This is a genomic window from Nocardiopsis sp. LDBS0036 (assembly GCF_041228755.1).
Lineage (GTDB): Bacteria > Actinomycetota > Actinomycetes > Streptosporangiales > Streptosporangiaceae > Nocardiopsis > Nocardiopsis dassonvillei.
This window is the reverse complement of sequence record NZ_CP141103.1, coordinates 2,299,598-2,321,127: the sequence shown is the minus strand read 5'-3', so window position 1 is coordinate 2,321,127 and position 21,530 is coordinate 2,299,598. Positions and strand designations below refer to the sequence as shown.

The window sequence follows — 21,530 nt, the reverse complement described above, 5'->3', positions numbered from 1 at the left end:
GTCCGGACGCCGCGTTCCGCCCGGGGCGTACGGGAGGGGACCGGGGCGGCGGTCACGGCAGGGTGAGGATCTCCGCGCCGGACTCGGTGATGACCAGGGTGTGCTCGAACTGGGCGGTCCACCTGCGATCGGCCGTCACGGCCGTCCAGCCGTCGTCCCACATGTCGTACTCCACGCCGCCGAGCGTGATCATCGGCTCGATCGTGAAGGTCATCCCCGGCTCCATGACGGTGTCCGCGCGCGGGTCGTCGTAGTGCGGCACCACCAGACCCGAGTGGAACTCCGGTCCCACGCCGTGCCCGGTGAAGTCGCGGACCACGCCGTAGCCGAAGCGCTTGGCGTAGGACTCGATGACCCGGCCGATCACGTTGATCCGGCGGCCCGGCCGGCACGCCTTGATCCCGCGCATCATGGCCTCGTGGGTGCGCTCGACCAGCAGCCGGTGCTCCTCCGAGACGTTCCCGGCCAGGAAGGTGGCGTTGGTGTCGCCGTGCACACCGTCCCGGTAGGCGGTGATGTCGATGTTGACGATGTCGCCGTCGGAGACCACGGTGTCGTCGGGGATGCCGTGGCAGATCACCTCGTTGAGCGAGGAGCACAGCGACTTGGGGTAGCCCTTGTAGCCCAGCGGGCTGGGGTAGGCCCCGTGGTCCAGCAGGAACTCGTGGCCGATCCGGTCCAGCTCGTCGGTGGTCACGCCGGGCCGGACGTTGCGGCCGACCTCCTCCAGCGCCTGGGCCGCCAGCCGTCCCACCACGCGCATCCGCTCGATGGTCTCGGGGGTCTGCACGTCGCCCAGAACCCCCTCCACGGGGTGCTTCCGTCCGACGTACTCCGGGCGGACGATGTGGGGGGGAACCGAACGTTGTGGCGAGATTCGCCCAGGAACCAGCGGAGTAGTCATGGACACTGATTGTAGTTCGTGGGTCGGCCCCGCGGTCCTGGACGATGCCCCTCCCCCACGGGTGTAGGGGACGTCCGGGCCTGGGTAGGTCCCCCGGAAAGCACGTTCCCGTCCGGGCGGCGTCCCGTAGAAAGCGAGTCACGGTGAGCGAGGACACTCAGCTGGACGACAAGTGGTGGTACTGCCTCCGGCACAACCGGGTGGAGCACGGTCCCGGCTGCCCCAACAAGGAGCGCATGGGCCCCTATCCGGACGAGGCCACCGCCGCCAGCGCGCTGGCCATCGCCGCCCGGCGCAACGAGGCCTGGGACGAGGCCGACGAGGAGGAGCGGTGAACACCGCTCACGCGCGCTCCGGATCCACCGCGCGGCGCCGTGCCGGGGGCGCCTTCCACCGGCGTCTCTGACAGGATCGGCGCATGACTGAACAGAGCACGTCCGCGGGCGCGGACATCGCCGGGCTGTCCGTCGCCGTCCTGGGCGGAACCGGGGACCAGGGCCGGGGCCTGGCCCGCCGCCTCGCCCTGGCGGGGCACACCGTCCACCTCGGCTCGCGCAGCGCCGAACGCGCCGACAAGGCCGCCCGGGAACTGGTGGAGGCCGAGTCCACCCCGATCGACGTGCGCGGCCTGGACAACGCCTCGGCCGCCGCTGAAGGCGACGTCGTCATCGTCGCCGTGCCCTGGGACGGCCACCGGGAGCTGCTGGAGCAGCTGGCCGCTCCGCTGGCGGGCAAGATCGTCGTGGACTGCGTCAACCCCCTCGGCTTCGACAAGAAGGGCCCCTTCGCCCTCGACGTCGCCGAGGGCAGCGCCGCCCAGCAGGCCGCCGAGGTGCTGCCCGACAGCCGTGTCACGGCCGCCTTCCACCACGTGTCCGCCGTGGTGCTGCTGGACCCCGAGGTCGAGGAGGTGGACCTCGACGTCCTGGTGCTGGGGGAGGACCGCGAGGCCACCGACGTGGTGCGCGCCCTGGCCGAGCGGATCCCGGGGGTGCGCGGCGTCTTCGGCGGCCGCCTGCGCAACGCCCACCAGGTCGAGGCCCTGACCGCCAACCTCATCGCGGTGAACCGCCGCTACAAGACCCACGCGGGCATCCGCATCACCGGTCTGTAGTCCCCGGACCCGCGGCCCCCGAGCGCCCCGGCCCCGCGGGAGCGCGTCGGACCGACCGCCTCCGGACCGCCCGGTGCTCCCGTCCGCGCACGCGTACGGCGCCGGTCCCCGCCGCGGGGACCGGCGCCGCTGCGCCGGGCGCGCCCAGCCGCCAGGGGCCGGGGTCAGGACACCCACTCCTTGACCTTGCCGACCAGGGCGGCCGGGTTCTCGCCCACGGGGGTCACGTTGAGCTGGGTCACCCCGGCGGCCCGGAAGGCCTCCACGCGCTCGCGCACGTAGGACTCCGGGCCGACCATGTTGGTCAGCTCCACGAACTCCTCGGGCACGGCGGCCGCGGCCTCGTCCCTCTTCCCCGCCAGGTACAGGTCCTGGACCTTCTCGGCGGCCTCCTCGTAGCCGTAGCGGCGGGCGACCGTGTTGTAGAAGTTCTTCCCCTTGGCGCCCATGCCGCCGACGTACAGGGCGATCATCGGCCGTACGAGGTCCAGCAGCCTCTTGGTGTCCTCACCCTCGCCGATGGCGAGCAGACCGCCCGCGGAGACCTCCAACCCGCCCAGGGACGGGTCGCGCCTGGCCCTGCCCTCGGCCAGCGCCTCGCCCCACACCCTGTCGGCCTTCTCGGGGATGAACAGGTGCGGGAGCCAGCCGTCGGCGATCTCCGCGGTCAGCGCCACGTTCTTCACACCCAGGGAGGCCACGTAGACGGGGATCCGGGGGCGCACGGGGTGGTTGATGATCTTGAGCGGCCTGCCGAGACCGGTCCCCCTCTCCGGGGGCAGCGGCAGCTGGAAGACGGCGCCGTCGTGGGTGAGGCGGTCCTCGCGCGCCCAGACCTTGCGGCAGATCTCGATGGTCTCGCGGGTGCGGGCGAGCGGCTTGACGTAGGGGACGCCGTGGAAGCCCTCGACGACCTGAGGGCCGCTGGCGCCCAGGCCGAGGACGGCCCGCCCGCCGGACAGGTCGTCCAGCCCGGCGGCGGTCATCGCGATGAGCGTCGGGGTGCGGGTGTACAGCGGCAGGATCGCCGAGCCGATGGCCACGGTCTCGGTGCGGGCGGCGATGTAGCCCATCAGGGTGGGGCTGTCGAACCCGTAGGCCTCGGCGACCCACACGGTGTCGAGACCGGCCTTCTCCAGTTCGACCACCTGGTCGACGGAGGCCTTGGGGTCGCCCGCGTACTGGAGCGGCATCGAGACGCGCATCTGTCCTCCCGGGAGGGCCGGACCCCCGGCCCGTCGGCGCTGGGTACGGTGCGACTCTACTCCCGGGTACGGTTCACTCCCGAGTACGGTTCGGTCTGTTGCCCGGCTCACGTACCACGGGACCCCCGGCGCCACACCGCCGGTCGGGCGGACCCGACCGGCGGTGCTCACCGGCGTCCGGAGAGGGGAGGGCTCACCCCGCCCCTCAACCGGCGTAGGAGTGGCGCTCCTCGGGGAACGCCCCGTTGACGACCTCGTCGGCGTAGGCCGAGGCCGCCTCGCGCAGCGTCTCGTGCAGGTTGGCGTAGGTCTTGACGAACTTGGCCACCTTCGGGCTCAGCCCGGCCATGTCCTGCCACACCAGCACCTGGGCGTCCGTGGACGGACCGGCGCCGATGCCCACGGTCGGGATGGACAGCTGCTCGGTCACCTGCGCGGCCAGCTCGGCGGGCACGCACTCCAGCACGACCGCGAACGCGCCCGCGCGCTCCATCTCCTTGGCGTCCTTGAGCAGTCCGGCAGCGGCCTCGCCGCGGCCCTGCACCCGGTAGCCGCCCAGGGTGTTCACCGACTGGGGGGTCAGGCCCAGGTGCGCCATCACCGGCACGCCCGCCGAGACCAGCAGCTCCACCTGGGGGACCACCGCGTGGCCGCCCTCCAGCTTCACCGCCTGCGCCCCGCCCTCCTTCATGAACCGCGAGGCCGCCTCCAGCGCCTGCTGGGGGGAGGCCTGGTAGGAGCCGAAGGGCAGGTCGGCCACGACGAGCGCCCGCCGGGTGGAGCGGGACACCGCCGCGGTCAGCGGGAGGAGTTCGTCCACCGTCACCGGGACGGTGGTGTCGTAGCCGTAGACGACGTTGGCCGCCGAGTCGCCGACCAGCAGGACCGGGATCCCGGCCTCGTCGAAGACCCGGGCGGTGAGCGCGTCGTAGGCGGTCAGCATCGGCCAGCGCTCGCCGCGCCCCTTGGCGGCGGCCAGGTCGCGGATGGTGACGCGTCGGCTGGTGACCCCGCCGTACAGGGTGTTTCCTGTCGGGGCCCCGGTCGGGGCGAGGGGCTTTCCTGTGGTGCTCATGTGCTATCCCTCCGTTGTCTCGAAGCACCTCGCGGGTGTCTCCGGACGTGTGGACGAATGGTGTCGTCGCGCTCGCGCGCTGGGCGGCCGAGGGGGCCGCGGGCGGTCCGCGGGGGACCGGGCGGGTGCGGGAGGAGGCGGGAACCGGCGTACGCGGACGACCGGGCGCGGCCACCGCACGCAAGCATCATCGCATGCCCGCTCCGCGCCTCTCCGCACCGGCTACAACCCGGTCCGACGGTCGGATGTTTCCCGACGGGAACGCTCCCGCCTTCCGCCGGGAGCGGCCCGTGCTCCCCGCCGGAACCGCCCCGCAGGCGGCCGACGTCCTCCCGCCGGAACCGGTCCGAACACGGCCGACACACCGTTCGCGGCCCCCCGAAGCGCGCGGTCGGCGCGGTTCGCGGGTACGGTCCGATCGGCGTGAGTTTCGGTGGGCCCCGGCGGTGGAGGTGGGTTGGTGGACGCGCAGACGGCGTACCGGCGCAGGTGGGGCGGGCTGGCTGTCCTCATCATCTGCCTGCTGGTGATCGTGGCCGACAACACGATCCTCAACGTGGCGCTGCGTGTGCTGTCCGACCCCGAGCGGGGCCTGGGCGCCAGCCAGTCGCAGCTGGCCTGGGCGATCAACTCCTACACTCTGGTCTTCGCGGGCCTGCTGTTCACCTTCGGTGTGCTCGGCGACCGGTGGGGGCGCCGCCGCATGATCGTGGTGGGGCTGACGGTGTTCGGCGCGGCCTCGGCGCTGTCGGCCTACTCCCAGACCCCCGAACAGCTCATCCTGGCCCGCGCGGTCATGGGGTTCGGCGCCTCCATGGTGACGCCGCAGACCCTGTCGATCATCGCGAACGTCTTCCCGCCCGAGCAGCGCGCACGCGCCATCGGGATCTGGGCGGGCGCGGTCGGGCTGGCAATGGCCATCGGCCCCTCGGCGGGCGGGCTGCTGCTGGAGAACTTCTGGTGGGGGTCGATCTTCCTCGTCAACGTGCCCTTCGTGGCGCTGGGCCTGGCGCTGGTGTTCTTCCTGATCCCCGAGTCGCGCGACGCCGACCCCGGCAGGCTGGACGTGCTGGGGGTGCTGCTGTCCGTCCCCGGCCTGGTGCTGCTCATCTACGGCATCATCACCGCGGGCGAACGGGCCTCCCTGGCGGACTGGGACGTGTACGGCGCGCTCATCGGCGGTGTGGTGGTGCTGGTGCTCTTCCTGGTGCACGAGTCGCGCGCGCCCAACCCCTCCCTGGACGTGCGCTTCTTCCGCGACCCGCGGTTCAGCGTCTCCGTGGCCACCATCATGGTGCTGTTCTTCAGCATGTCCGGGATCATCTTCTTCCTGAGCTTCTACTGGCAGAGCGTCCGCGAGTTCTCCCCGTTCGTCGCGGGACTGCTGGTGCTGCCCGCCGCGCTGGGGCAGATGATCATGGCGCCGCTCAGCCCGACGCTCGTGCGCTGGGCGGGGCCGCGCGTGGTCGCCGCGGTCGGCGTGCTGGGCGTGTGCTCCAGCTTCCTCTTCTTCACCCAGCTCGAACCGGACACGCCGCTGCCGCTGATCGTCGGGTTCTTCTTCCTCCAGGCCGGTGCGATGGCCGTGGTCCTGACCCCCGCCACCGACGCGATCATGTCGTCGGTGCCGCCGGGCAGGGCCGGAGCCGCCTCCGCCGTGCAGAACACGGTCCGGCAGGTGGCCACGGCGATGGGCGTCGCGATCCTGGGCGCGGTCATCTCCTTCCGGTACCGGGCGGGGATCACCCCCACCCTGGAGGAGGTCGCCGACGAGGGCTCGACGGGTGTGACGGACCAGCGGCTGCGGTCGGCGGGGGAGTCGATCGAGGGCACCCTGGCGCTGGCCCGGAGCCTGGGGGAACAGGGGAGGGTCCTGGTGGAGCCCGCCAAGGAGGCGTTCATGTCGGGGCTGCACACGGCGGCGACGGTGTCGTTGTGTTTCGGGGTGGTCGGGCTGGTCGTGATCCTGATCTGGATGCCGCGCGAGACCGGGCGCCACCGGCCCCTGGACGCCGAGGGCGACGGCGGCCCCTCCGCGGGGACCGCGCCCGTCCCCGGCCGGGGGGAGCGGTGACCGGGACCGGTCCCCTACGTTGAACACATGCGCCTGACCGCCTTCACCGACGTCTCCCTGCGCCTGGTCATGCGGCTCGCGGTCGCGGACGAGGGAGAACTCCTCACCACCAGGGCCGTCGCCGGGATGCTCTCCGTGCCCTACACGCACATGGCCAAGGCCGTGGCGCGGCTGTCCGACATGGGGCTGGTGGAGGCGCGGCGCGGCCGCAACGGCGGACTGCTCCTGACCGAGAGCGGGCGGCGGGCCTCGGTCGGGTCGATCGTGCGCGAGCTGGAGGGCGCGGGTGAGCTCGCGGGGTGCGAGGACGATCCGCCCTGCCCGTTGCGTGCCGCCTGCCGCCTGCGCGGCGCCCTGCGCGAGGCGCACGAGGCGTTCTACACCTCGCTCGACGGCGTCACCGTGGAGTCCCTGGTGTCCCCGCCCGCGCGTGACGCGCTCACCCTGCTGCGCCCGTAGGGCCCGCGGCGGCGCTCCGTGGTCGTTTGCCCGTGGACGTCCGCCCGTGGTCGCCTGCCCGTGATCGTCCGCTCACGGGCGCACGGCCGGGCTCTGCCGGGGGCGGTTCTCTTCGCCGGACCGGTGGTCCTCCAGGCCGGTAGCCCGGTAGCCCGGAAGTCCGATGGCCCGGAAGTCCTCCAGGCTGCCCGCGCATGACCGTTCCCGCCTGGCCTCTTCGCGCGGGAACCACCCCGGAGGAGGGGGCCGTGAAGGCGGATTTAATATGCATTTCAGATACCAGTTTTCGCTCCGAGACACCCTCTCCGAAGTGAGGTCGCATGCTCTCCACCGAGTCAGCCGCCACCGTCCGGGCCACGGTCCCCGCCGTGGCCGGAGCCCTGGACACCATCACCGCCCGCTTCTACGACACGATGCTCGGCGAGCGCCCCGAACTCCTCGACGGCCTGTTCAACCGGGGCAACCAGGCCTCGGGCGAACAGCGCAGGGCCCTGGCCGGGTCGATCGCCGCCTTCGCCACCCTCCTCCTGGAGCACCCGGACGAGCGCCCCGACGTCCTCCTCTCCCGCATCGCCCACAAGCACGTCTCCCTCGGGGTCACCGAGGACCAGTACGTCATCGTGCACAAGTACCTCTTCGACGCCATCGCCTCCACTCTCGGGGACGCGGCCACCCCCGCCGTCGTCAGGGCCTGGGACGAGGTCTACTGGCTCATGGCCGGAGCCCTCATCGCCCTGGAGGCCCGCCTGTACGCCGAGCGCGGGCACACCGGGCGCGGGGTCTGGCGCCCCTGGCGGGTCACGCGGCGCCGGCAGGAGACCCCCGACACCGCCTCCCTCACCCTCCAACCCGAGGACGGCGACCCGCTCCCCGCCTTCCTGCCCGGCCAGTACGTCAGCGTTCGCACGCGCATGCCCGACGGGGTTCGCCAGGCCCGCCAGTACTCCCTGACCGGCGGGGACGGCGAGTCCCGCCGTATCACCGTCAAGCGCCTGCGCGCGGTCGGGACCGACCCGGCGGGGGAGGTCTCCACCCTGCTGCACGACACCGTCGTCCCGGGCGACGTCCTCATGGTCTCCACCCCCGCGGGTGACGTGACCCTGTCCGAGGGCGACCACCCCCTCGTGCTGGCCTCGGCCGGAATCGGCTGCACACCGATGGTGGCCATGCTGAACCGGCTCGCCGAACAGGGCAGCGACCGCAGGGTTGTGGTCCTGCACGCCGACCGCAGCCCGGGGGAGCACGCCCACCGTGAGGAGACCGCCGCCCTGGTCGGGGCGCTGCCCGGTGCGAGCGCCCGGACCTGGTACGAGAACGGTGTGGACGGGGGAGACGGCGTGGAGGCTGTCGAAGGCGAAGGCGAAGGCGGAGGCGGAGGCGGCGACGGCGCTGAGGGCGGTGGGTGCGTCGGGGACGTCGAGAGCGTCGGGGGTGCTGTCCGGGGGCTGATGGACCTGGACGGGGTGGACCTGCCCGAGGGCGCTGAGGTCTACCTGTGCGGGCCGCTGCCGTTCATGCGAAATGTGCGTGGCCAGCTGCTCGCCGCCGGGGTGCCCGCCCGCCGTATCCGCTACGAGGTGTTCGGCCCGGATCTGTGGCTGGGCGAGGACTGAGCGCCTGGGCGTGCTCTGAGGGGGCGGAGTGGAAGGGGAGTGGGCTGTTCCTGCTTCCTTTCGACGCTCAGGCCGCTGGTGGTGGCCGGGGTAGCGGCACCAGCTGCCGCGAAACGGTTCGGTTCGCTGTCAACGCCCGGGGTCGGGAGATGGTTGACCTCTGCTGCGGTGGCAGCGAAGGCGGCGGGTGTCTGGGGGCTCCGATCAACGCCCTGGTTGCGGGTGGTGGTCGAGGTAGCGGCGTCAGCTGCCGCGAGGTGGTGCGGGAGGGTGACCAACGGTTGGTGTTCGGGGGTGGTGGGGCTCTGCTGCGGTGGCAGCGAGGGCGGCGGGTGTCCGGGGGCTCCGATCAACGCTCCACTCGCTGATGGTGGCCGGAGGTAGCGTCGCCAGCTGCCGCGAGGTGGTGCGGGAGGGCGATCAACGGTTGTTGTTCGCGCGTGGTGGGGCTTTGTTGCGTTGGCACCAAAGGCGGCGGGGCTGGCGGGCCTTGGGCAGCGGTGCTGGCCCCCGGGGTGGGGGTGGGCGACGGTGGCAGCGACCACGGTGGGCGCGGGGCCCGGGCCGCCTGTCGGGCGCGGGCATGCCGGGGACCGGCGTGCCCGGAGGTCATTCCCGGGGCGGTGGAACCGGAATCCTGTCGGGCGGATGGTGCCGTTCCTGCTGTCGGTGTGTGCGCAGTTCGCGTTGGTACTTGGCCCGGTTGTGCGGCCCGCACAGCGGTTGCAGGTTGGCGACCACCGTGCGCCCTCCTCGGGAGAACGAGGTGACGTGGTCGGCTTGACAGAGGGCGACTGGCACTTCGCATCCGCCCGGGTGGGCGCAGGTGGCGTGTCCGTGGAAGGCGGCGGTGCGTTGGCGGGTTGAGGCCAGGCGGCGGCTGTGGCCCACATCCAACACCTGTCCGGTGGGGGGTGCGGTGAGCATCCGTACCACCTCGGAATCGGCGGCGAGTTCGTGGACCAGCCCGACCGGGATCACTCGACCGTGCTCGTCCAACGCGGGAACCTCTTGGCCTTGGGCGTCCAGGTAGGTCTGCACGGGCACCACGATGCGGATCTGCGCCAACGGAGCCGGAGCGTTGTCACATCCGGTGTGGGTGGTGGCGAAACGCAGCGCCGCGATGAGCGCGTCGTGCTCACGCTGGGACCGGGACCGGGTGTCGTCCTCGCTGGGTGGGGTGGTGAAGGTGTCGATGGCCGCGCGCACGACCAACGCATCCCCAGACCCACCCCAGGCCTGGAGTTGGTAGCTGCCCTGGAACGTGTCATGCACCGTCAGCCCGCGGGCCGCGTGAGCGGCTTCGTGGTCGCGGTCCAGGCGGTGGGGGTCCAAACGGTAGGCGACCTGGCGGGCCACCGACTGGAGCTGGTTGACCGACAACGCGGGCCGCTCCGCCTTCGCGGCCACCAGCGCCGCTTCGAACCCCTGCCGATACTCCACCTGGTCGGGAAAGTGGTCCTCATCGCGGGTCTGGACGGCTTTGTCGGTGGCTTTGGCGATCGCGACCGCCTCACCCAACACCACCCTGCCCTCAGCTACTGCTTGGGCAGTGGCGGGCAGCGTCTCCTCCTGCACGTGCTGGGCCAAACGGGCCAAATCCTTGGCCTGAGCGGCGGGGACCTTGCAGCGGTGGGTGATCCACTTGTCCAACGTGCTGTAGCCGCTGTAACGGGCGACCTCACCGCGCGCGTACAAGCGCGCCATCTGCGCCAACGCCTGATACCGGATCTGGTCCAACTGCGCCCACAGCGCCGCGATCTCCTCCGCGGCGGCCTCGTCGGCCCCGGGTGGCACTTCGGCGTTCAACGCCTGGTGGATGATCTCGCGCGCACCGGCCAGCGCGGCCACGGCCGGGGAACATTCCCCGGGGGCCGCCTCGGGCGCTGCGATCATCATCTCCATACTTCTTATTATAGGCCAGTGGTCGCCATTTCTCCACTATTCACAGAGCGAATATGAAGTCTTTCCTTCTGGGGTCCGATCCTCATTGGTGCTCCATGTTTAAGTCAGGCTCAAAAGGTGTCCGAAAATGTGCCCTCGAAATAACCGATTGTCGTTGGTGCGATCGTTGCCCGCGCTGACCGCAGGGTCCGGGGTCGTTGCCCGAGGCCGGAGGGCCTGCTTGCCGTTGGTGCCGACGCAGCAGAGCCCGACCATCCCTACACCCTGGGCGTTGGTCGCCCTCCGGTGGTTGCTCCCGCCTTTGGTGCCGCTGTTCGTCGGCCGCCCCCGCCCTCACCCGACGCCCACCGTTTTCCGCGGGCCATCCCACTTCGCGGCAGCTGGCGCGCTTTCGTTGCCGCCAGAAACCCCCGACAGGAAGGGCGTAGGGGAGAGACCTGAGGGCGGCCCCTCCCTGCCCCTCGATCCATTATCCTTATTGGTCGCCGAGTGTTTCAGGGCATGCCACAACGCCTACTGGGTGGGGTCCCCCCTATTTCCAGGAAACCATCACCACGCCACCCACGACCACCCCCAACCCCCGCCTGTGGAAAACCGGGGATCACGGGCTGAGAGATATACCAACCGGTGGCTCCCAGGACTGTCCACACCTGCTCCGGACCCGTCCACATCTGCTCCGGGTCCGCCCACATCTGCTCCGCGGCCCTCCGCGCCCGCTCCTCTGCCCAAACCCGACCCGCGGCGTGGGTCAGGACGGCGGCCCGGACACGTCGTCCACAGGGGTCTGCGAGTGTCGCGGGAAAGTCGTAGGCTCAGGAGTCACCACCTGTCCACCGACCCTCCTGGGGGCACCCGAGCCATGGCCGACTCCTTCGCCCATCTGCACGTCCACACCGAGTACTCGATGCTCGACGGGGCCGCCAAACTCAAGCCCCTGTTCAAGGAGGCGGCGCGGCTGGGCATGCCCGCGGTCGCGATGACCGACCACGGCAACATGTTCGGGGCCTACGAGTTCTACCAGCAGTCCAAGGGCACCGGCGTCACCCCGATCATCGGCATCGAGGCCTACGTCGCACCCGAGTCGCGCTTCCACAAGAAGCGGGTCTTCTGGGGGCGGTCCAGCGGCTCCGACGACGCCTCGGCGGAGGGCGGCAAGGACATCTCCGGCGGCGGCCGCTACCTGCACATGACGATGCTGGCGCAGAACGAGAAGGGCCTGCGCAACCTGTTCCGGATGTCCTCGCTGGCGTCCATGGAGGGCTACTACATGAAGCCCCGCATGGACCTGGAGCTCATGTCGGAGTACAGCGAGGGCATCATCGTCTCCACCGGCTGCCCCTCGGGCGGTGTGCAGACGCGGCTGCGGCTGGGCCAGGAGAAGGAGGCCGTCGCCTACGCGGCCGGGCTCCAGGACATCTTCGGCAAGGAGAACGTCTTCCTGGAGCTGATGGACCACGGCGTGCCCATCGAGAAGGAGGTCCGCGACGGCCTGCTCAGGGTCGGCCGCGAGCTGGACATCCCGCCGCTGGTGACCAACGACTCCCACTACGTGTACGAGTCCCAGGCCTCGGCGCACGACGCGCTGCTGGCGGTGGGCGTGGGCAAGAACCTGGACGACCCCACCCGGTTCCGGTTCAACGGGTCGGGCTACTACCTCAAGTCCGCCGAGGAGATGCGCGGCATCCTCAACTTCGAGGAGTGGGAGCAGGGGTGCAGGAACACCCTGCTGGTGGCCGAGCGCATCGACCCGGGCGCCTACGACGCGGTGTTCGCCCACCGCGACCTGATGCCGGTCTTCCCCGTGCCCGAGGGGGAGACCCAGGCCTCCTGGCTGGCCAAGGAGGTCGAGCGGCTCCTGCCCACCCGCTACCCGGACGGGATCAACGGCGAGATCCGCCAGCGGGTCGACTTCGAGCTCGGCATCATCAACGAGATGGGTTTCCCCGCCTACTTCCTCGTGGTCGCCGACATCTGCCAGTACGCGCGCAAGAACGGCATCGCGCTGGGCCCGGGGCGAGGCTCGGCGGCGGGGTCGATGATCGCCTACGTCCTGGGCATCACCGACCTGGACCCGCTGGAGCACGGGCTGCTGTTCGAGCGGTTCCTCAACCCCGAGCGCGTCACCATGCCCGATGTCGACCTGGACTTCGACGAGCGTCGGCGCGGGGAGATGATCGAGTACGTCACCCGCCTGTACGGCGCCGAGCGCGTCGCGCAGATCCTGACCTTCGGCACCATCAAGGCCAAGGCCGCGGTCAAGGACTCCACGCGCATCCTGGGCATGCCCTACTCGGTGGGCGACCAGATCACCAAGGCCTTCCCCGCCGCGGTCGGCGGCAAGGAGATCCCGCTGGAGGCGGTGACCAACACCGAGCACGAGCGCTACGGCGAGACCACCGAGCTGCGCAACCTCATCGACAACGACGCGCAGGTCGCCAAGGTGATGGAGACCGCGCGCGGTATCGAGGGCCTGACCCGCGGTACGGGTGTGCACGCCGCGGGCGTCATCCTGTCCAAGGAACCCCTGCTCGACGTCATCCCGCTGCACAAGCGCGACACCGACGGCGCCATCATCACGGGCTTTCCCTACCCTCAGTGCGAGGACATGGGCCTGCTCAAGATGGACTTCCTGGGCCTGCGCAACCTCACGATCATGGACGACGCGGTCAAGTCCATCAAGGAGGCCGAGGGGATCGACATCGACCTCGGCAAGCTCCCCCTGGACGACAGGAAGACCTACCAGCTCCTCTCGCGCGGCGACACCCTGGGCGTGTTCCAGCTGGACGGCGGCGCGATGCGCAACCTGCTCAAGCGCATGGAGCCCAAGAAGTTCGGCGACATCGCGGCCGTGCTGTCGCTGTACCGGCCCGGTCCGATGGCCGCGAACGCGCACAACGACTACGCCGACCGCTCGAACGGCCGCCAGGAGGTCACTCCGATCCACCCGGAGCTCAAGGACGCTCTGGAGCCGATCCTGGGGGAGACCTTCCACCTGCTCGTCTACCAGGAGCAGATCATGGCCATCGCGCAGCAGCTGGCCGGGTACACCCTGGGCGGCGCCGACCTGATGCGCCGCGCGATGGGCAAGAAGAAGAAGGAGGCCCTGGAGGAGGAGGAGGCCAAGTTCTTCCCCGGGGCCGAGGCCCGCGGCTTCTCCAAGGAGGCCACGCAGGCGCTGTGGGACGTCATGCTGCCCTTCGCCGGGTACGCGTTCAACAAGTCGCACGCCGCCGGGTACGCCCTGGTCTCCTACTGGACCGCCTACCTCAAGGCCAACCACCCCGCCGCCTACATGGCCGCGCTGCTGACCTCGGTCAGCGACGACAAGGACAAGATGGCGGTCTACCTGGCCGAGTGCCGGACCCAGGGCATCAAGGTGCTGCCCCCCGACGTCAACGAGTCGGGTCTGCGCTTCACCCCGGTGGGCAAGGACATCCGCTTCGGCATGGGCGCGGTGCGCAACGTCGGCGCCAACGTCGTCAACTCGATCATCAGGACCCGCACGGAGAAGGGCAAGTTCAGCTCCTTCACCGACTTCCTGTCCAAGATCGAGCTGGCGGCCTGCAACAAGCGCGTCATCGAGTCGCTGATCAAGGCGGGCGGCTTCGACTCGCTCGGCCAGCCCCGCCGTGAGCTGTACCGCCACCACGAGACGGCGGTGGACGGCATGATCAGCTCCAAGAAGCAGGAGGCGCACGGCCAGTTCGACCTGTTCGGCGGCGGTGACGACGGCGACTCCACCCCCATCGGCCTCAACATCAACTGGGGCGACGAGGAGTGGGACCGCAAGACCAAGCTGGCCTTCGAACGGGAGATGCTGGGCCTGTACGTCTCCAGCCACCCGCTGGCCGGTGCCGAGCGGGTGCTGGCCCGCTCACGCGACACCTCCATCGCCCAGATCGTGGCGGGCGAGATGGCCCGCGAACGCGGTGAGGTGCGCATCTCCGGCCTGATCTCCAAGGTGGACAAGCGCACCAACAAGGCGGGCAACCAGTGGGCGATCGCCACGGTCGAGGACCTGGACGCCTCGATGGAGGTGCTGTTCTTCCCCAAGACCTATCCGCTGTACGTGCAGGCCCTGCTGGAGGACACCGCGGTCACCGTCAAGGGCAGGCTCAACGACCGGGACGGCACGTGGTCGATGTTCGCCTCGGAGATGTCGATCCTGGACATCTCGCACGTCACCGAGGGGGAGCCCCCGGTGCTGCTGACGGTCGCGGAGGAGCGCCTCACCCCCGAGCTGGTCGGCGACCTGCGCCAGGTGCTGGCCACGCACAAGGGGGACACCCCCGTGCGGATCCGGGTGGACAACCCGGTCCGGTCGCGGGTCTACGCCGTGGACCGCTACTCGGTGCGGATCTCCCCGGAGTTCAACGGTGAGGTCAAGAGCCTGCTGGGGGCCTTCGCGGTCGACTACTGACCAGCGCCGCAAGTCCCCGCGGTCCCCGCGCGCCCTCGGGCGAGCGGGGGCCTTTTTCGTGCCCGCTCTTGCCAGGACGAAGTAAGCGATATATCTTTGAGCTATCAGAACAGAGCAGGACAGTCGCTCTGTATCGCACGATCTCCAGGAGGACGACATCATGAGCGCCATGGCGATTCCCGGCCCCTGGTCCTGGGAGGCGCGCGGACCGCGCCGTCCGCGCCTTCCCTGGAGCCGCCAGCCGGAGGAGGAACGGCACGGACACCCCGGGCACCCGGGCCACCGCGGTCCGCGAGGCGGCGGACGGTTCGCATTCGGCCCGCCCGGCCCGCCTCCGCCCCCCGAGCCTCCGATGGGGCCGGGACGGCCGCCCTGGGGAGGAGGGCCCTTCGGCCCCGACCACCCCTTCGGCGGGTTCGGCCCCGGCGGATTCGGGCCGGGCGGGGGGTTCGGCCCGGGAGGCGGCCCCGGCGGCCGACGCCGGGGCGGGCACCGCGCCAAGCGGGGCGACGTGCGTACCGGCATCCTGATGCTGCTCGCGGAGGAGCCGCGCAGCGGCTACGAGATCATCCGCGAGGGCCGCGAGCGCAGCGGCGGCATGTGGCGGCCCAGCCCGGGCTCGGTCTACCCCATGCTCCAGCAGTTGGAGGACGAGGGCCTGGTCGTCCAGGAGGAGGGCGAGGGGCGCCGCCGCCCCTACCGGCTCACCGAGGAGGGCATCGCCCACCTGGAGGAGCACGGCGCCGGGCTCACCCCGCCCTGGGAGGCGGTCGCCGACGCCTACGCCGACAGCCGGTCCCGGTACGAGGAGGTCGCGGCCCTGGCCCACCAGCTCACCGCGGCCGCGGCGCAGGTCGCCCAGGCGGGCAGCGCCGACCAGCTGGAGCGGGCCAAACGGCTCCTGGCCGAGACCCGGCGCAACCTCTACCTCATCCTCGCCGAGGAGGAGGCGGCCGACGGCGCCTCCGCCGCGGAGGAGGACGACGAGGACTGAGGCGGCGGGCGCCGACCGGTGACGGCTGCGACGCAGGGGTGCCCGGGGACGCGAGCGCGTCCCCGGGCACCCCTGTCTGTTCGCGCCCCTGTTCGTCGGCGCCCTTGTTCGTCGGGGCCTCCGCCTGTCAGCGCCCCAGCCGGTCGGTGTCCCGGTGCGTCGGTGCCTCGGCCCGAGGGAGCGCGTCTTTCGTCCCGGGGCCCCTGTCACCGACCCGCGGACCTACTCGCCCGTGGTTCCGTCGGCGAGTTCGCGCAGGACGTCCAGGTGGCCGTTGTGGCGGGCGGTCTCCTCGACCATGTGCACCAGCACCCACCGCAGCGTGGTGTGCCCCTCGCCGCGGTGCGCGCGCCGCGAGCCCGAACCCAGTTCCAGCCGGGCGGTGATCTCCCGGGAACGGGCGCACTGGGCCTCGTACTCCTCCAGGAGTCGGGCCAGGGGGACCTCCGCGCCCCGGCGCCACTCGGCGTCGGGATCCTCCGGGGTGGCGTAGCCCTCGTCGGGCAGCCCCAGCAGGATCACCTCGAACCAGGCGTGCTCCACCCAGCGCAGATGGGAGACGATCGCGCCCACGCTCATCAGCGGGGACGTCGGCAGGGGGGTGGCGGTGGCGTGTTCGGGGGACAGACCGGCGCACTTGGCGTGGACCGTGGCGCGGTGCCAGTCCAGCCAACTGGTGAGCATGGTGCGCTCGTCGGCGGCCTTGGGCGGGTCGACACGCTGGAGGCCGGGGACGGCCAGAGGGCTGTTCTTGTCACTCATGCCGGTATTCTCCGTTCCGGCTATGCCCCGTATCCACTGGTTTTCCGCAGGCCGGGACGGGGCGCGGGAGAGTGGGGGAGATGGCGGACCGCAACCGGGGGGAGAGGTCGGCGCCGACACGCCGGCTGGTCGTGGGGGCGTGCGTCCTGGGGGTCCTGCTCCTGCTGGGCGCTGTCCTGGGGCCGCTGTGGTGGGGTCTGGCACCGCGCGCGGAGGGCACCGCGCTGGGCGGGGGCGAGGTCTTCACCGGAACCACCGAGGACGTGTTCGCGGGCGAGGGCTGGTTCGCCCTCATCACCGCCCTCACCGGGCTGGTCGCGGGCTACACCGCCTACATGGCCCAGTTCCCGCTGTCGCGCCGCCGCTTCCAGGACCTGCGCATGGTCTGCCTGGTCGCGGGCTTCCTCGGCTCGCTGGGCGGGGCCGTGCTCACCTGGCGCATCGGTGTGGCCCTGGACGGCCCGGCGCACGCCGCCGTCGAGGCGGCCGAGCCCGGCGCCACCGTCCAGACCGGGCTCCAGCTCGACGCGACCGCCTTCCTGCTGATCTGGCCCCTGGTGTTCGTGCTCCAGTACGGGCTGCTCGACGCGATCAGCTTCGTGCGCCGCGACCTGCCCGGCGTGCCCCGGCAGGTGTTCGCGCGGCGGGACCCGGAGGCCGAGGAGCACGCCGAGCCCGCGGCGCCGGTCGGCCCCGGCCCGGACCCGGGTCCGGCGGTCCGCCCGGCCCCCGGTGAGCCGGTCCCGGCCGAGCACGACCAGGCGGGGCCGGAGGACCCCCGCGGCCGACCCTGACCCGGCCTCCCGTCCTCAGAACCGGTGGACGGTCTCCTCGTACATGCCGTCGAGCAGGTCGCGGTACTTGTCCTCGACCGCCCGCCGCCGCATCTTCAGGCTGGGCGTCATCTCGCCCTCCTCGACCGTCAGGTCGCTCGGCAGGATCGCGAACCTCTTCACGGTCTCGTGCCGGGGCAGACCACGGTTGAGCTCGTCGACGGCCTCCTGCACCATCTCCCGGACCCTGGGCTCCCGCGTCAGGCCCGTGTAGTCGAGGTGGCCCAGTCCGTGCTCCGCCGCCCACGCGTCGATCGCCTCGGGGTCCAGGGCCACCAGCGCCACGCAGTAGGGGCGCCGGTCGCCGTGCACGACCAGGTTGCTGACGTAGGGGCACAGCGCCTTGAAGCGGCTCTCGATGCTCTGGGGCGCCACGTACTTGCCGCCGGAGGTCTTGATCAGCTCCTTCTTGCGGTCGGTGATGCGCAGGCGGCCGTTCTCCAGGGCGCCGATGTCCCCGGTGGCGAACCAGCCCTCCGCGGTGAGCACCTCCTCCGTGGCGCCGGAGAGGTTGTGGTAGCCGCGCATCACGCCGCCGCCCCGGATGAGGATCTCGCCGTCCTCGGCGATGCGCACCTCGGTACCGGGCATGGGCAGTCCGACCGTGCCGAACCGCACGTCGCCGGGCCGGTTGACGAACGTCCCGGCGCTGGTCTCGGTGAGCCCGTAACCCTCCAGGATGACGATCCCGGCGCCGTAGAAGAACCGGCCGATCTCGGGGGACAGCGGCGCGCTGCCGGAGATGAAGAACTTCAGCCGCTCCCCGAAGCGCGCCCGCAGCCTGGCGAACACGAGCCTGTCGGCGGCCCGGTGCTGCGCGGCGAGCAGGCCCGTGGGTTCGCGGCCCTCCTCCCTGAGCCGGGCGACCCGGTCGCCCACCCCCGCGGCCCACCGGAAGATCCGGTACCTGGCCGCGCCGCCCTCCCGGGCCTGCATGACCACGCGGTTGTACACCTTCTCGAAGATGCGCGGGGCGGCGGCCATGAAGGTGGGCCGCACGACGGCCAGGTTGTCCACGATCCGGTCGGGGCGGCCGTCCACGGCGGTCCGGAAGCCGATCCGCAGCTGGCTGACCTGCATGAGCTTTCCGAACACGTGCGACAGCGGCAGCCACAGGTACTGGACGTCGTCGGGGCCCATCAGGTCCCAGCCCTGCGCGCGCAGCTCGGTGTCCAGGTCCGCCATGGCCTGGGACTCGTAGAGCCAGTTCGCGTGGTCCAGCCGCACGCCCTTGGGTCTGCCCGTGGTGCCGGAGGTGTAGATCAGCGTGGCCAGGTGGTCGGGTGCGACCGCCGCGACCAGCGCCTCGAACAGGTCGGGGTCCTGGGCGTGGAGTTCGGCGCCCCGGGCGGCCAGCTCCTCCAGGGACATCACCCAGTCGTCGTCGCCCCCGGCCGCGCCCTCGAAGGCGATCACCCGCGACAGCCCCGGCATCCGCGCGCGCTGGTCGACCAGCTTGGCGACCTGCTCGTCGTTCTCGGCGAAGGCCACCATGCTGCCCGAGTCGGAGACGATGAAGGCGCAGTCGGGCGGGGTGGAGGAGGGGTAGACGGTGGTGGAGGCTCCGCCCGCGCACAGCACGGCCATGTCGGCGAGGATCCACTCCACGCGTGTGCTGGAGACGATCGCGCACCGGGCCTGGGGGGTCACGCCCAGGTCGTGCAGGCCCAGCGCGATGTCGCGCACCCGGTCGCGGGTCTGGGACCAGGTGAGGGTCTCCCACTTCTCGGGGGCGCCGGACGCGCCGGGAAGGGGGTAGCTGAACGCCTCGGAGTCGGGGGACTCGGCGACGCGGGAGAGGAACATACCGGGGACGGAGGAAAAGGGGGATGAAGTGTTACCCATGTCACGAAACTACCCCTGGGTAGGTAACCCGGCAACAGCCCGTGCACGCCCCCGGAAACGGTCCCCGTGGGGGGTCAGGAGGCGCCGATGGGCGCGGTGACCGCCTCGGTGAGCGTGATCAGGTCACGGGGATTGAGCTCCATCTGCAGACCCCGCCGCCCGGCCGAGACGTAGACGGTGGGCAGTTCGGTGACCGACGCGTCGATCACGGTGCGCAGGCGCTTGCGCTGGCCCAGGGGGCTGATCCCGCCGCGCACGTACCCGGTGGCCTTCTCGGCCAGTGCCGCGTCGGCCATGGCGGCCCTCTTGCCGCCGACCGCGGCGGCCAGCGCCTTGAGGTCGAGCGTGGTGCTGACGGGCACCACCCCGACGGTGAGCTGTCCGTCCACCTCGGCGATCAGGGTCTTGAAGACGTGCTCGTGGGGGACGCCGAGCGCGTCGGCCGCGTCGGTGCCGTAGGAGTGCCCGTCCGAGGAGCCGTCCACCTCGTAGGGGTGCAGCGTGTACGTGGTTTTGGTCCGTCCGGCGGCCACGGTCGCGGGTGTGGCTTTTGCGCTCATTGAGTACCTGGTTCCTTCTCCGCGCGCGAACGCGCTGGTGCGGGCGTCGCAACAGCCCGGGTCGGGCCCCGGGCACGCCGCACCGGTTCGCACAGCAGGCTAGGCCAACACGGGGCCGGGTCGCGCGCAGGCGTGCGGGGAAAGCCGGTGTTTCCTCCGTTGGACACCGGTATCGGGTCCTTCGACCAGGAAAGGGGCCGGCGAACGCGCCGCGCGGCCCCCTAGTTGAACGACACGCCGTTGTTGAGGAAGGGGCCCGCGGGGAGGTTGGGCAGGGTGGGGGCGGCCACGATGCGGTTCTCCCGGCGCAGGAAGCGGGCGGTCACGGCCAGCCGGGTCGCGGCGTCCTCGGCCTCCAGCATCCGCTGCTTCTCCGCCTGGTCCAGGACCGCGGCCGCGGCCACCGCGTAGGACAGCGCGATGGGGTCCTTGGGCAGCTCGGGCGAGGCGTCCGGCGACATCCCGATCGAGGCCAGGCGCTGGGAGTAGGTCCCGAACAGATCGCGCACGCGCTCGGCGTGCTCCTCCGCGTCCGGGCCGGTCGGCTCGGGCAGGAAGGACACCGACGCGGTCGAGTACTCCTCGGGGGAGGAGGCGTCCACCTGCGACAGGTCGGTGATGGAGAACCGCGCGCCGCCCTCGACGACCAGGTCGTAGCGGCCGTCCTCGTAGGTGCGCACGTCGCGCACCAGGGCGGTGCACCCGGTCGCGCTGATCCGGGGCAGCGAGGTGCCCGGTCCTCCCGTGGTGGGCGTCCCGGTGTCGGCGCCGCCGGAGCCCTGGCCGGACTCGGAGGCCACCTCCTGGCCCAGCTCGATCCACACGACGCCGAACCGGAGCGGGCCCCGGCCGCGCCCGCCCTCGTCCCCCTGGGCGAAGTCGGGCCCGAGCAGCTCCGCGACCAGGCGGCGGTAGCGCCGCTCGAAGACGTGCAGGGGAACGGTCATACCGGGGAACAGCACGGTGTTCAACGGGAAGATCGGCAGGGCCAAGGGCATGGTTCCAGTATGCCCCTCATGCCGGGAACGCGGGCGCCGAAACCGGCGGCGCGTCCCCGGCCGGTCCCGGCCCCGAGGCCCGCGGGCGCCCGGGGTCCGGGTCACGGGGTCAGGAGACCGACGGGCCGGCGGTGCCGGGCGCGCCCTGGCTGCCGCTGTCCTCGCTGGGCATGTCCCGGGCGACGAAGTCCTCCACGTGGAACAGGTTGCCGTTGGCGCGGTCCACCACGTTGAGGAGGGTCGACATCTTGGCGACCTCCTCGGTCTGCTCCTGGATGAACCACTGGAGGAACTGCTCGCCGGTGTAGTCGTCCTCGTCCCGGGCGACCTTGGCCAGGCGCTGGAACTGGTCGGTCACCTCGCGCTCCTGGCGAAGGGCCAGGGCGACCAGGTCCCGGGGCACGGCGAAATCGGTCTCGATCTCGTCCACGCCCGGAAGGGAGAACGGGACGTCGGTGTCCAGGAGGAACCGCACGATCATCATCGCGTGGTCGCGCTCCTCCAGGGACTGCTCGTAGAAGACCCGCGCCAGCTGGGGCAGGTCGTGGTCGTCGAACCAGGCGGCGATGGCCACGTACTGGTGGGAGGCCGTGAACTCGTGCCGCACCTGGTCGACGAGGAGCCGGTGGAACTTGGAAAGGCCGATATCGCTGCTCTTGTTCGAAGTCATGAGTACACGATAACGCATGGAAAAGCATTTCGCGACATTTATCAGTGTGACTCGAATTTCTTAGGCAAGCCTTTCTGAAGGTTAATAAGGTTAGGTGTC

At 71.3% G+C, this 21,530-nt stretch carries 17 protein-coding genes; 8 read left to right on the top strand and 9 right to left on the bottom strand.

Features of this window, described 5'->3' with window-relative positions:
• Positions 1-52: 52 nt before the first annotated feature.
• Positions 53-904, bottom strand: coding sequence for a type I methionyl aminopeptidase (gene map, locus UIS43_RS09690; RefSeq protein ID WP_083555294.1), 852 nt, complete (start codon positions 902-904; stop codon positions 53-55).
• Positions 905-1,047: 143 nt separating this feature from the next.
• Here map and UIS43_RS09685 point away from each other — a divergent pair, with 143 nt between their 5' ends.
• Positions 1,048-1,239: a hypothetical protein gene (locus UIS43_RS09685; protein ID WP_013154223.1), complete on the top strand. Its 192-nt coding sequence runs from the start codon at positions 1,048-1,050 to the stop codon at positions 1,237-1,239.
• Positions 1,240-1,322: 83 nt separating this feature from the next.
• A complete protein-coding gene (gene npdG, locus UIS43_RS09680) occupies positions 1,323-2,018 on the top strand; it encodes an NADPH-dependent F420 reductase (RefSeq protein ID WP_013154222.1) in 696 nt (231 codons plus the stop codon).
• A gap of 164 nt (positions 2,019-2,182) precedes the next feature.
• Here npdG and UIS43_RS09675 read toward each other — a convergent pair whose 3' ends face one another.
• Positions 2,183-3,223, bottom strand: a complete 1,041-nt coding sequence (locus UIS43_RS09675; RefSeq protein ID WP_013154221.1) for an LLM class F420-dependent oxidoreductase — start codon at positions 3,221-3,223, stop codon at positions 2,183-2,185.
• 205 nt (positions 3,224-3,428) lie between these two features.
• The gene (gene panB, locus UIS43_RS09670) at positions 3,429-4,298 is read right to left on the bottom strand and encodes a 3-methyl-2-oxobutanoate hydroxymethyltransferase (protein WP_013154220.1); all 870 of its coding nucleotides are present in this window, start codon (positions 4,296-4,298) and stop codon (positions 3,429-3,431) included.
• 457 nt (positions 4,299-4,755) lie between these two features.
• On the opposite strand from panB, the gene UIS43_RS09665 reads away from it, so the two are divergent.
• The 3 genes from UIS43_RS09665 to UIS43_RS09655 all read left to right on the top strand — a co-directional run bounded on the left by UIS43_RS09665 (position 4,756) and on the right by UIS43_RS09655 (position 8,444).
• The gene (locus UIS43_RS09665) at positions 4,756-6,372 is read left to right on the top strand and encodes an MFS transporter (RefSeq protein WP_117198923.1); all 1,617 of its coding nucleotides are present in this window, start codon (positions 4,756-4,758) and stop codon (positions 6,370-6,372) included.
• Between the two features lie 27 nt (positions 6,373-6,399).
• On the top strand, positions 6,400-6,831 hold the full coding sequence (locus UIS43_RS09660) for an Rrf2 family transcriptional regulator (RefSeq protein WP_013154218.1): 432 nt from the start codon (positions 6,400-6,402) through the stop codon (positions 6,829-6,831).
• 320 nt (positions 6,832-7,151) lie between these two features.
• Positions 7,152-8,444 carry a globin domain-containing protein gene (locus tag UIS43_RS09655; RefSeq protein WP_358170023.1) on the top strand — a complete coding sequence of 431 codons (1,293 nt, stop codon included), beginning with the start codon at positions 7,152-7,154 and terminating at the stop codon, positions 8,442-8,444.
• 609 nt (positions 8,445-9,053) lie between these two features.
• Here the strand turns inward: UIS43_RS09655 and UIS43_RS09650 are convergent.
• The gene (locus UIS43_RS09650; protein ID WP_370013241.1) at positions 9,054-10,340 is read right to left on the bottom strand and encodes a DUF222 domain-containing protein; all 1,287 of its coding nucleotides are present in this window, start codon (positions 10,338-10,340) and stop codon (positions 9,054-9,056) included.
• An 868-nt stretch (positions 10,341-11,208) separates the two neighbouring features.
• Between UIS43_RS09650 and dnaE the strand changes: the two genes are divergently transcribed.
• Both dnaE and UIS43_RS09640 read left to right on the top strand, forming a co-directional pair.
• Complete coding sequence (gene dnaE, locus UIS43_RS09645) at positions 11,209-14,769, top strand: DNA polymerase III subunit alpha (RefSeq protein ID WP_013154215.1); 3,561 nt, start codon at positions 11,209-11,211, stop codon at positions 14,767-14,769.
• Positions 14,770-14,929: 160 nt separating this feature from the next.
• Entirely contained in the window at positions 14,930-15,763 is an 834-nt protein-coding gene (locus UIS43_RS09640; protein ID WP_013154214.1) for a PadR family transcriptional regulator, read from the top strand.
• A 222-nt stretch (positions 15,764-15,985) separates the two neighbouring features.
• On the opposite strand, the gene UIS43_RS09635 is transcribed toward UIS43_RS09640, so the two are convergent.
• A complete protein-coding gene (locus UIS43_RS09635) occupies positions 15,986-16,525 on the bottom strand; it encodes a DinB family protein (RefSeq protein WP_071622477.1) in 540 nt (179 codons plus the stop codon).
• Between the two features lie 80 nt (positions 16,526-16,605).
• Here UIS43_RS09635 and UIS43_RS09630 point away from each other — a divergent pair, with 80 nt between their 5' ends.
• Positions 16,606-17,319, top strand: coding sequence for a hypothetical protein (locus tag UIS43_RS09630; RefSeq protein ID WP_013154212.1), 714 nt, complete (start codon positions 16,606-16,608; stop codon positions 17,317-17,319).
• Positions 17,320-17,334: 15 nt separating this feature from the next.
• Here UIS43_RS09630 and UIS43_RS09625 read toward each other — a convergent pair whose 3' ends face one another.
• The 4 genes from UIS43_RS09625 to UIS43_RS09610 form a co-directional block, all read right to left on the bottom strand.
• Positions 17,335-19,203: a long-chain fatty acid--CoA ligase gene (locus tag UIS43_RS09625; RefSeq protein WP_013154211.1), complete on the bottom strand. Its 1,869-nt coding sequence runs from the start codon at positions 19,201-19,203 to the stop codon at positions 17,335-17,337.
• Between the two features lie 74 nt (positions 19,204-19,277).
• Positions 19,278-19,763 (bottom strand): Cys-tRNA(Pro) deacylase, encoded by a 486-nt coding sequence (gene ybaK, locus UIS43_RS09620; RefSeq protein WP_013154210.1) that lies wholly within the window; start codon positions 19,761-19,763, stop codon positions 19,278-19,280.
• Between the two features lie 221 nt (positions 19,764-19,984).
• Positions 19,985-20,761 (bottom strand): LON peptidase substrate-binding domain-containing protein, encoded by a 777-nt coding sequence (locus UIS43_RS09615; protein WP_013154209.1) that lies wholly within the window; start codon positions 20,759-20,761, stop codon positions 19,985-19,987.
• Between the two features lie 109 nt (positions 20,762-20,870).
• On the bottom strand, positions 20,871-21,431 hold the full coding sequence (locus tag UIS43_RS09610; protein ID WP_019610981.1) for a ferritin: 561 nt from the start codon (positions 21,429-21,431) through the stop codon (positions 20,871-20,873).
• Positions 21,432-21,530: the final 99 nt, after the last annotated feature.

What these genes read in the sequence shown, in the direction of transcription:
- UIS43_RS09660 (WP_013154218.1), top strand. Translation starts at nt 6,400, where the DNA reads ATGCGCCTGACCGCCTTCACCGACGTCTCCCTGCGCCTGGTCATGCGG.
- UIS43_RS09615 (WP_013154209.1), bottom strand. Translation starts at nt 20,761, where the DNA reads ATGCCCTTGGCCCTGCCGATCTTCCCGTTGAACACCGTGCTGTTCCCC.
- UIS43_RS09635 (WP_071622477.1), bottom strand. Translation starts at nt 16,525, where the DNA reads ATGAGTGACAAGAACAGCCCTCTGGCCGTCCCCGGCCTCCAGCGTGTC.
- panB (WP_013154220.1), bottom strand. Translation starts at nt 4,298, where the DNA reads ATGAGCACCACAGGAAAGCCCCTCGCCCCGACCGGGGCCCCGACAGGA.
- UIS43_RS09650 (WP_370013241.1), bottom strand. Translation starts at nt 10,340, where the DNA reads ATGATCGCAGCGCCCGAGGCGGCCCCCGGGGAATGTTCCCCGGCCGTG.
- UIS43_RS09655 (WP_358170023.1), top strand. Translation starts at nt 7,152, where the DNA reads ATGCTCTCCACCGAGTCAGCCGCCACCGTCCGGGCCACGGTCCCCGCC.
- UIS43_RS09630 (WP_013154212.1), top strand. Translation starts at nt 16,606, where the DNA reads ATGGCGGACCGCAACCGGGGGGAGAGGTCGGCGCCGACACGCCGGCTG.
- ybaK (WP_013154210.1), bottom strand. Translation starts at nt 19,763, where the DNA reads ATGAGCGCAAAAGCCACACCCGCGACCGTGGCCGCCGGACGGACCAAA.
- UIS43_RS09675 (WP_013154221.1), bottom strand. Translation starts at nt 3,223, where the DNA reads ATGCGCGTCTCGATGCCGCTCCAGTACGCGGGCGACCCCAAGGCCTCC.
- UIS43_RS09640 (WP_013154214.1), top strand. Translation starts at nt 14,930, where the DNA reads ATGAGCGCCATGGCGATTCCCGGCCCCTGGTCCTGGGAGGCGCGCGGA.
- UIS43_RS09610 (WP_019610981.1), bottom strand. Translation starts at nt 21,431, where the DNA reads ATGACTTCGAACAAGAGCAGCGATATCGGCCTTTCCAAGTTCCACCGG.
- npdG (WP_013154222.1), top strand. Translation starts at nt 1,323, where the DNA reads ATGACTGAACAGAGCACGTCCGCGGGCGCGGACATCGCCGGGCTGTCC.
- UIS43_RS09625 (WP_013154211.1), bottom strand. Translation starts at nt 19,203, where the DNA reads ATGGGTAACACTTCATCCCCCTTTTCCTCCGTCCCCGGTATGTTCCTC.
- dnaE (WP_013154215.1), top strand. Translation starts at nt 11,209, where the DNA reads ATGGCCGACTCCTTCGCCCATCTGCACGTCCACACCGAGTACTCGATG.
- map (WP_083555294.1), bottom strand. Translation starts at nt 904, where the DNA reads ATGACTACTCCGCTGGTTCCTGGGCGAATCTCGCCACAACGTTCGGTT.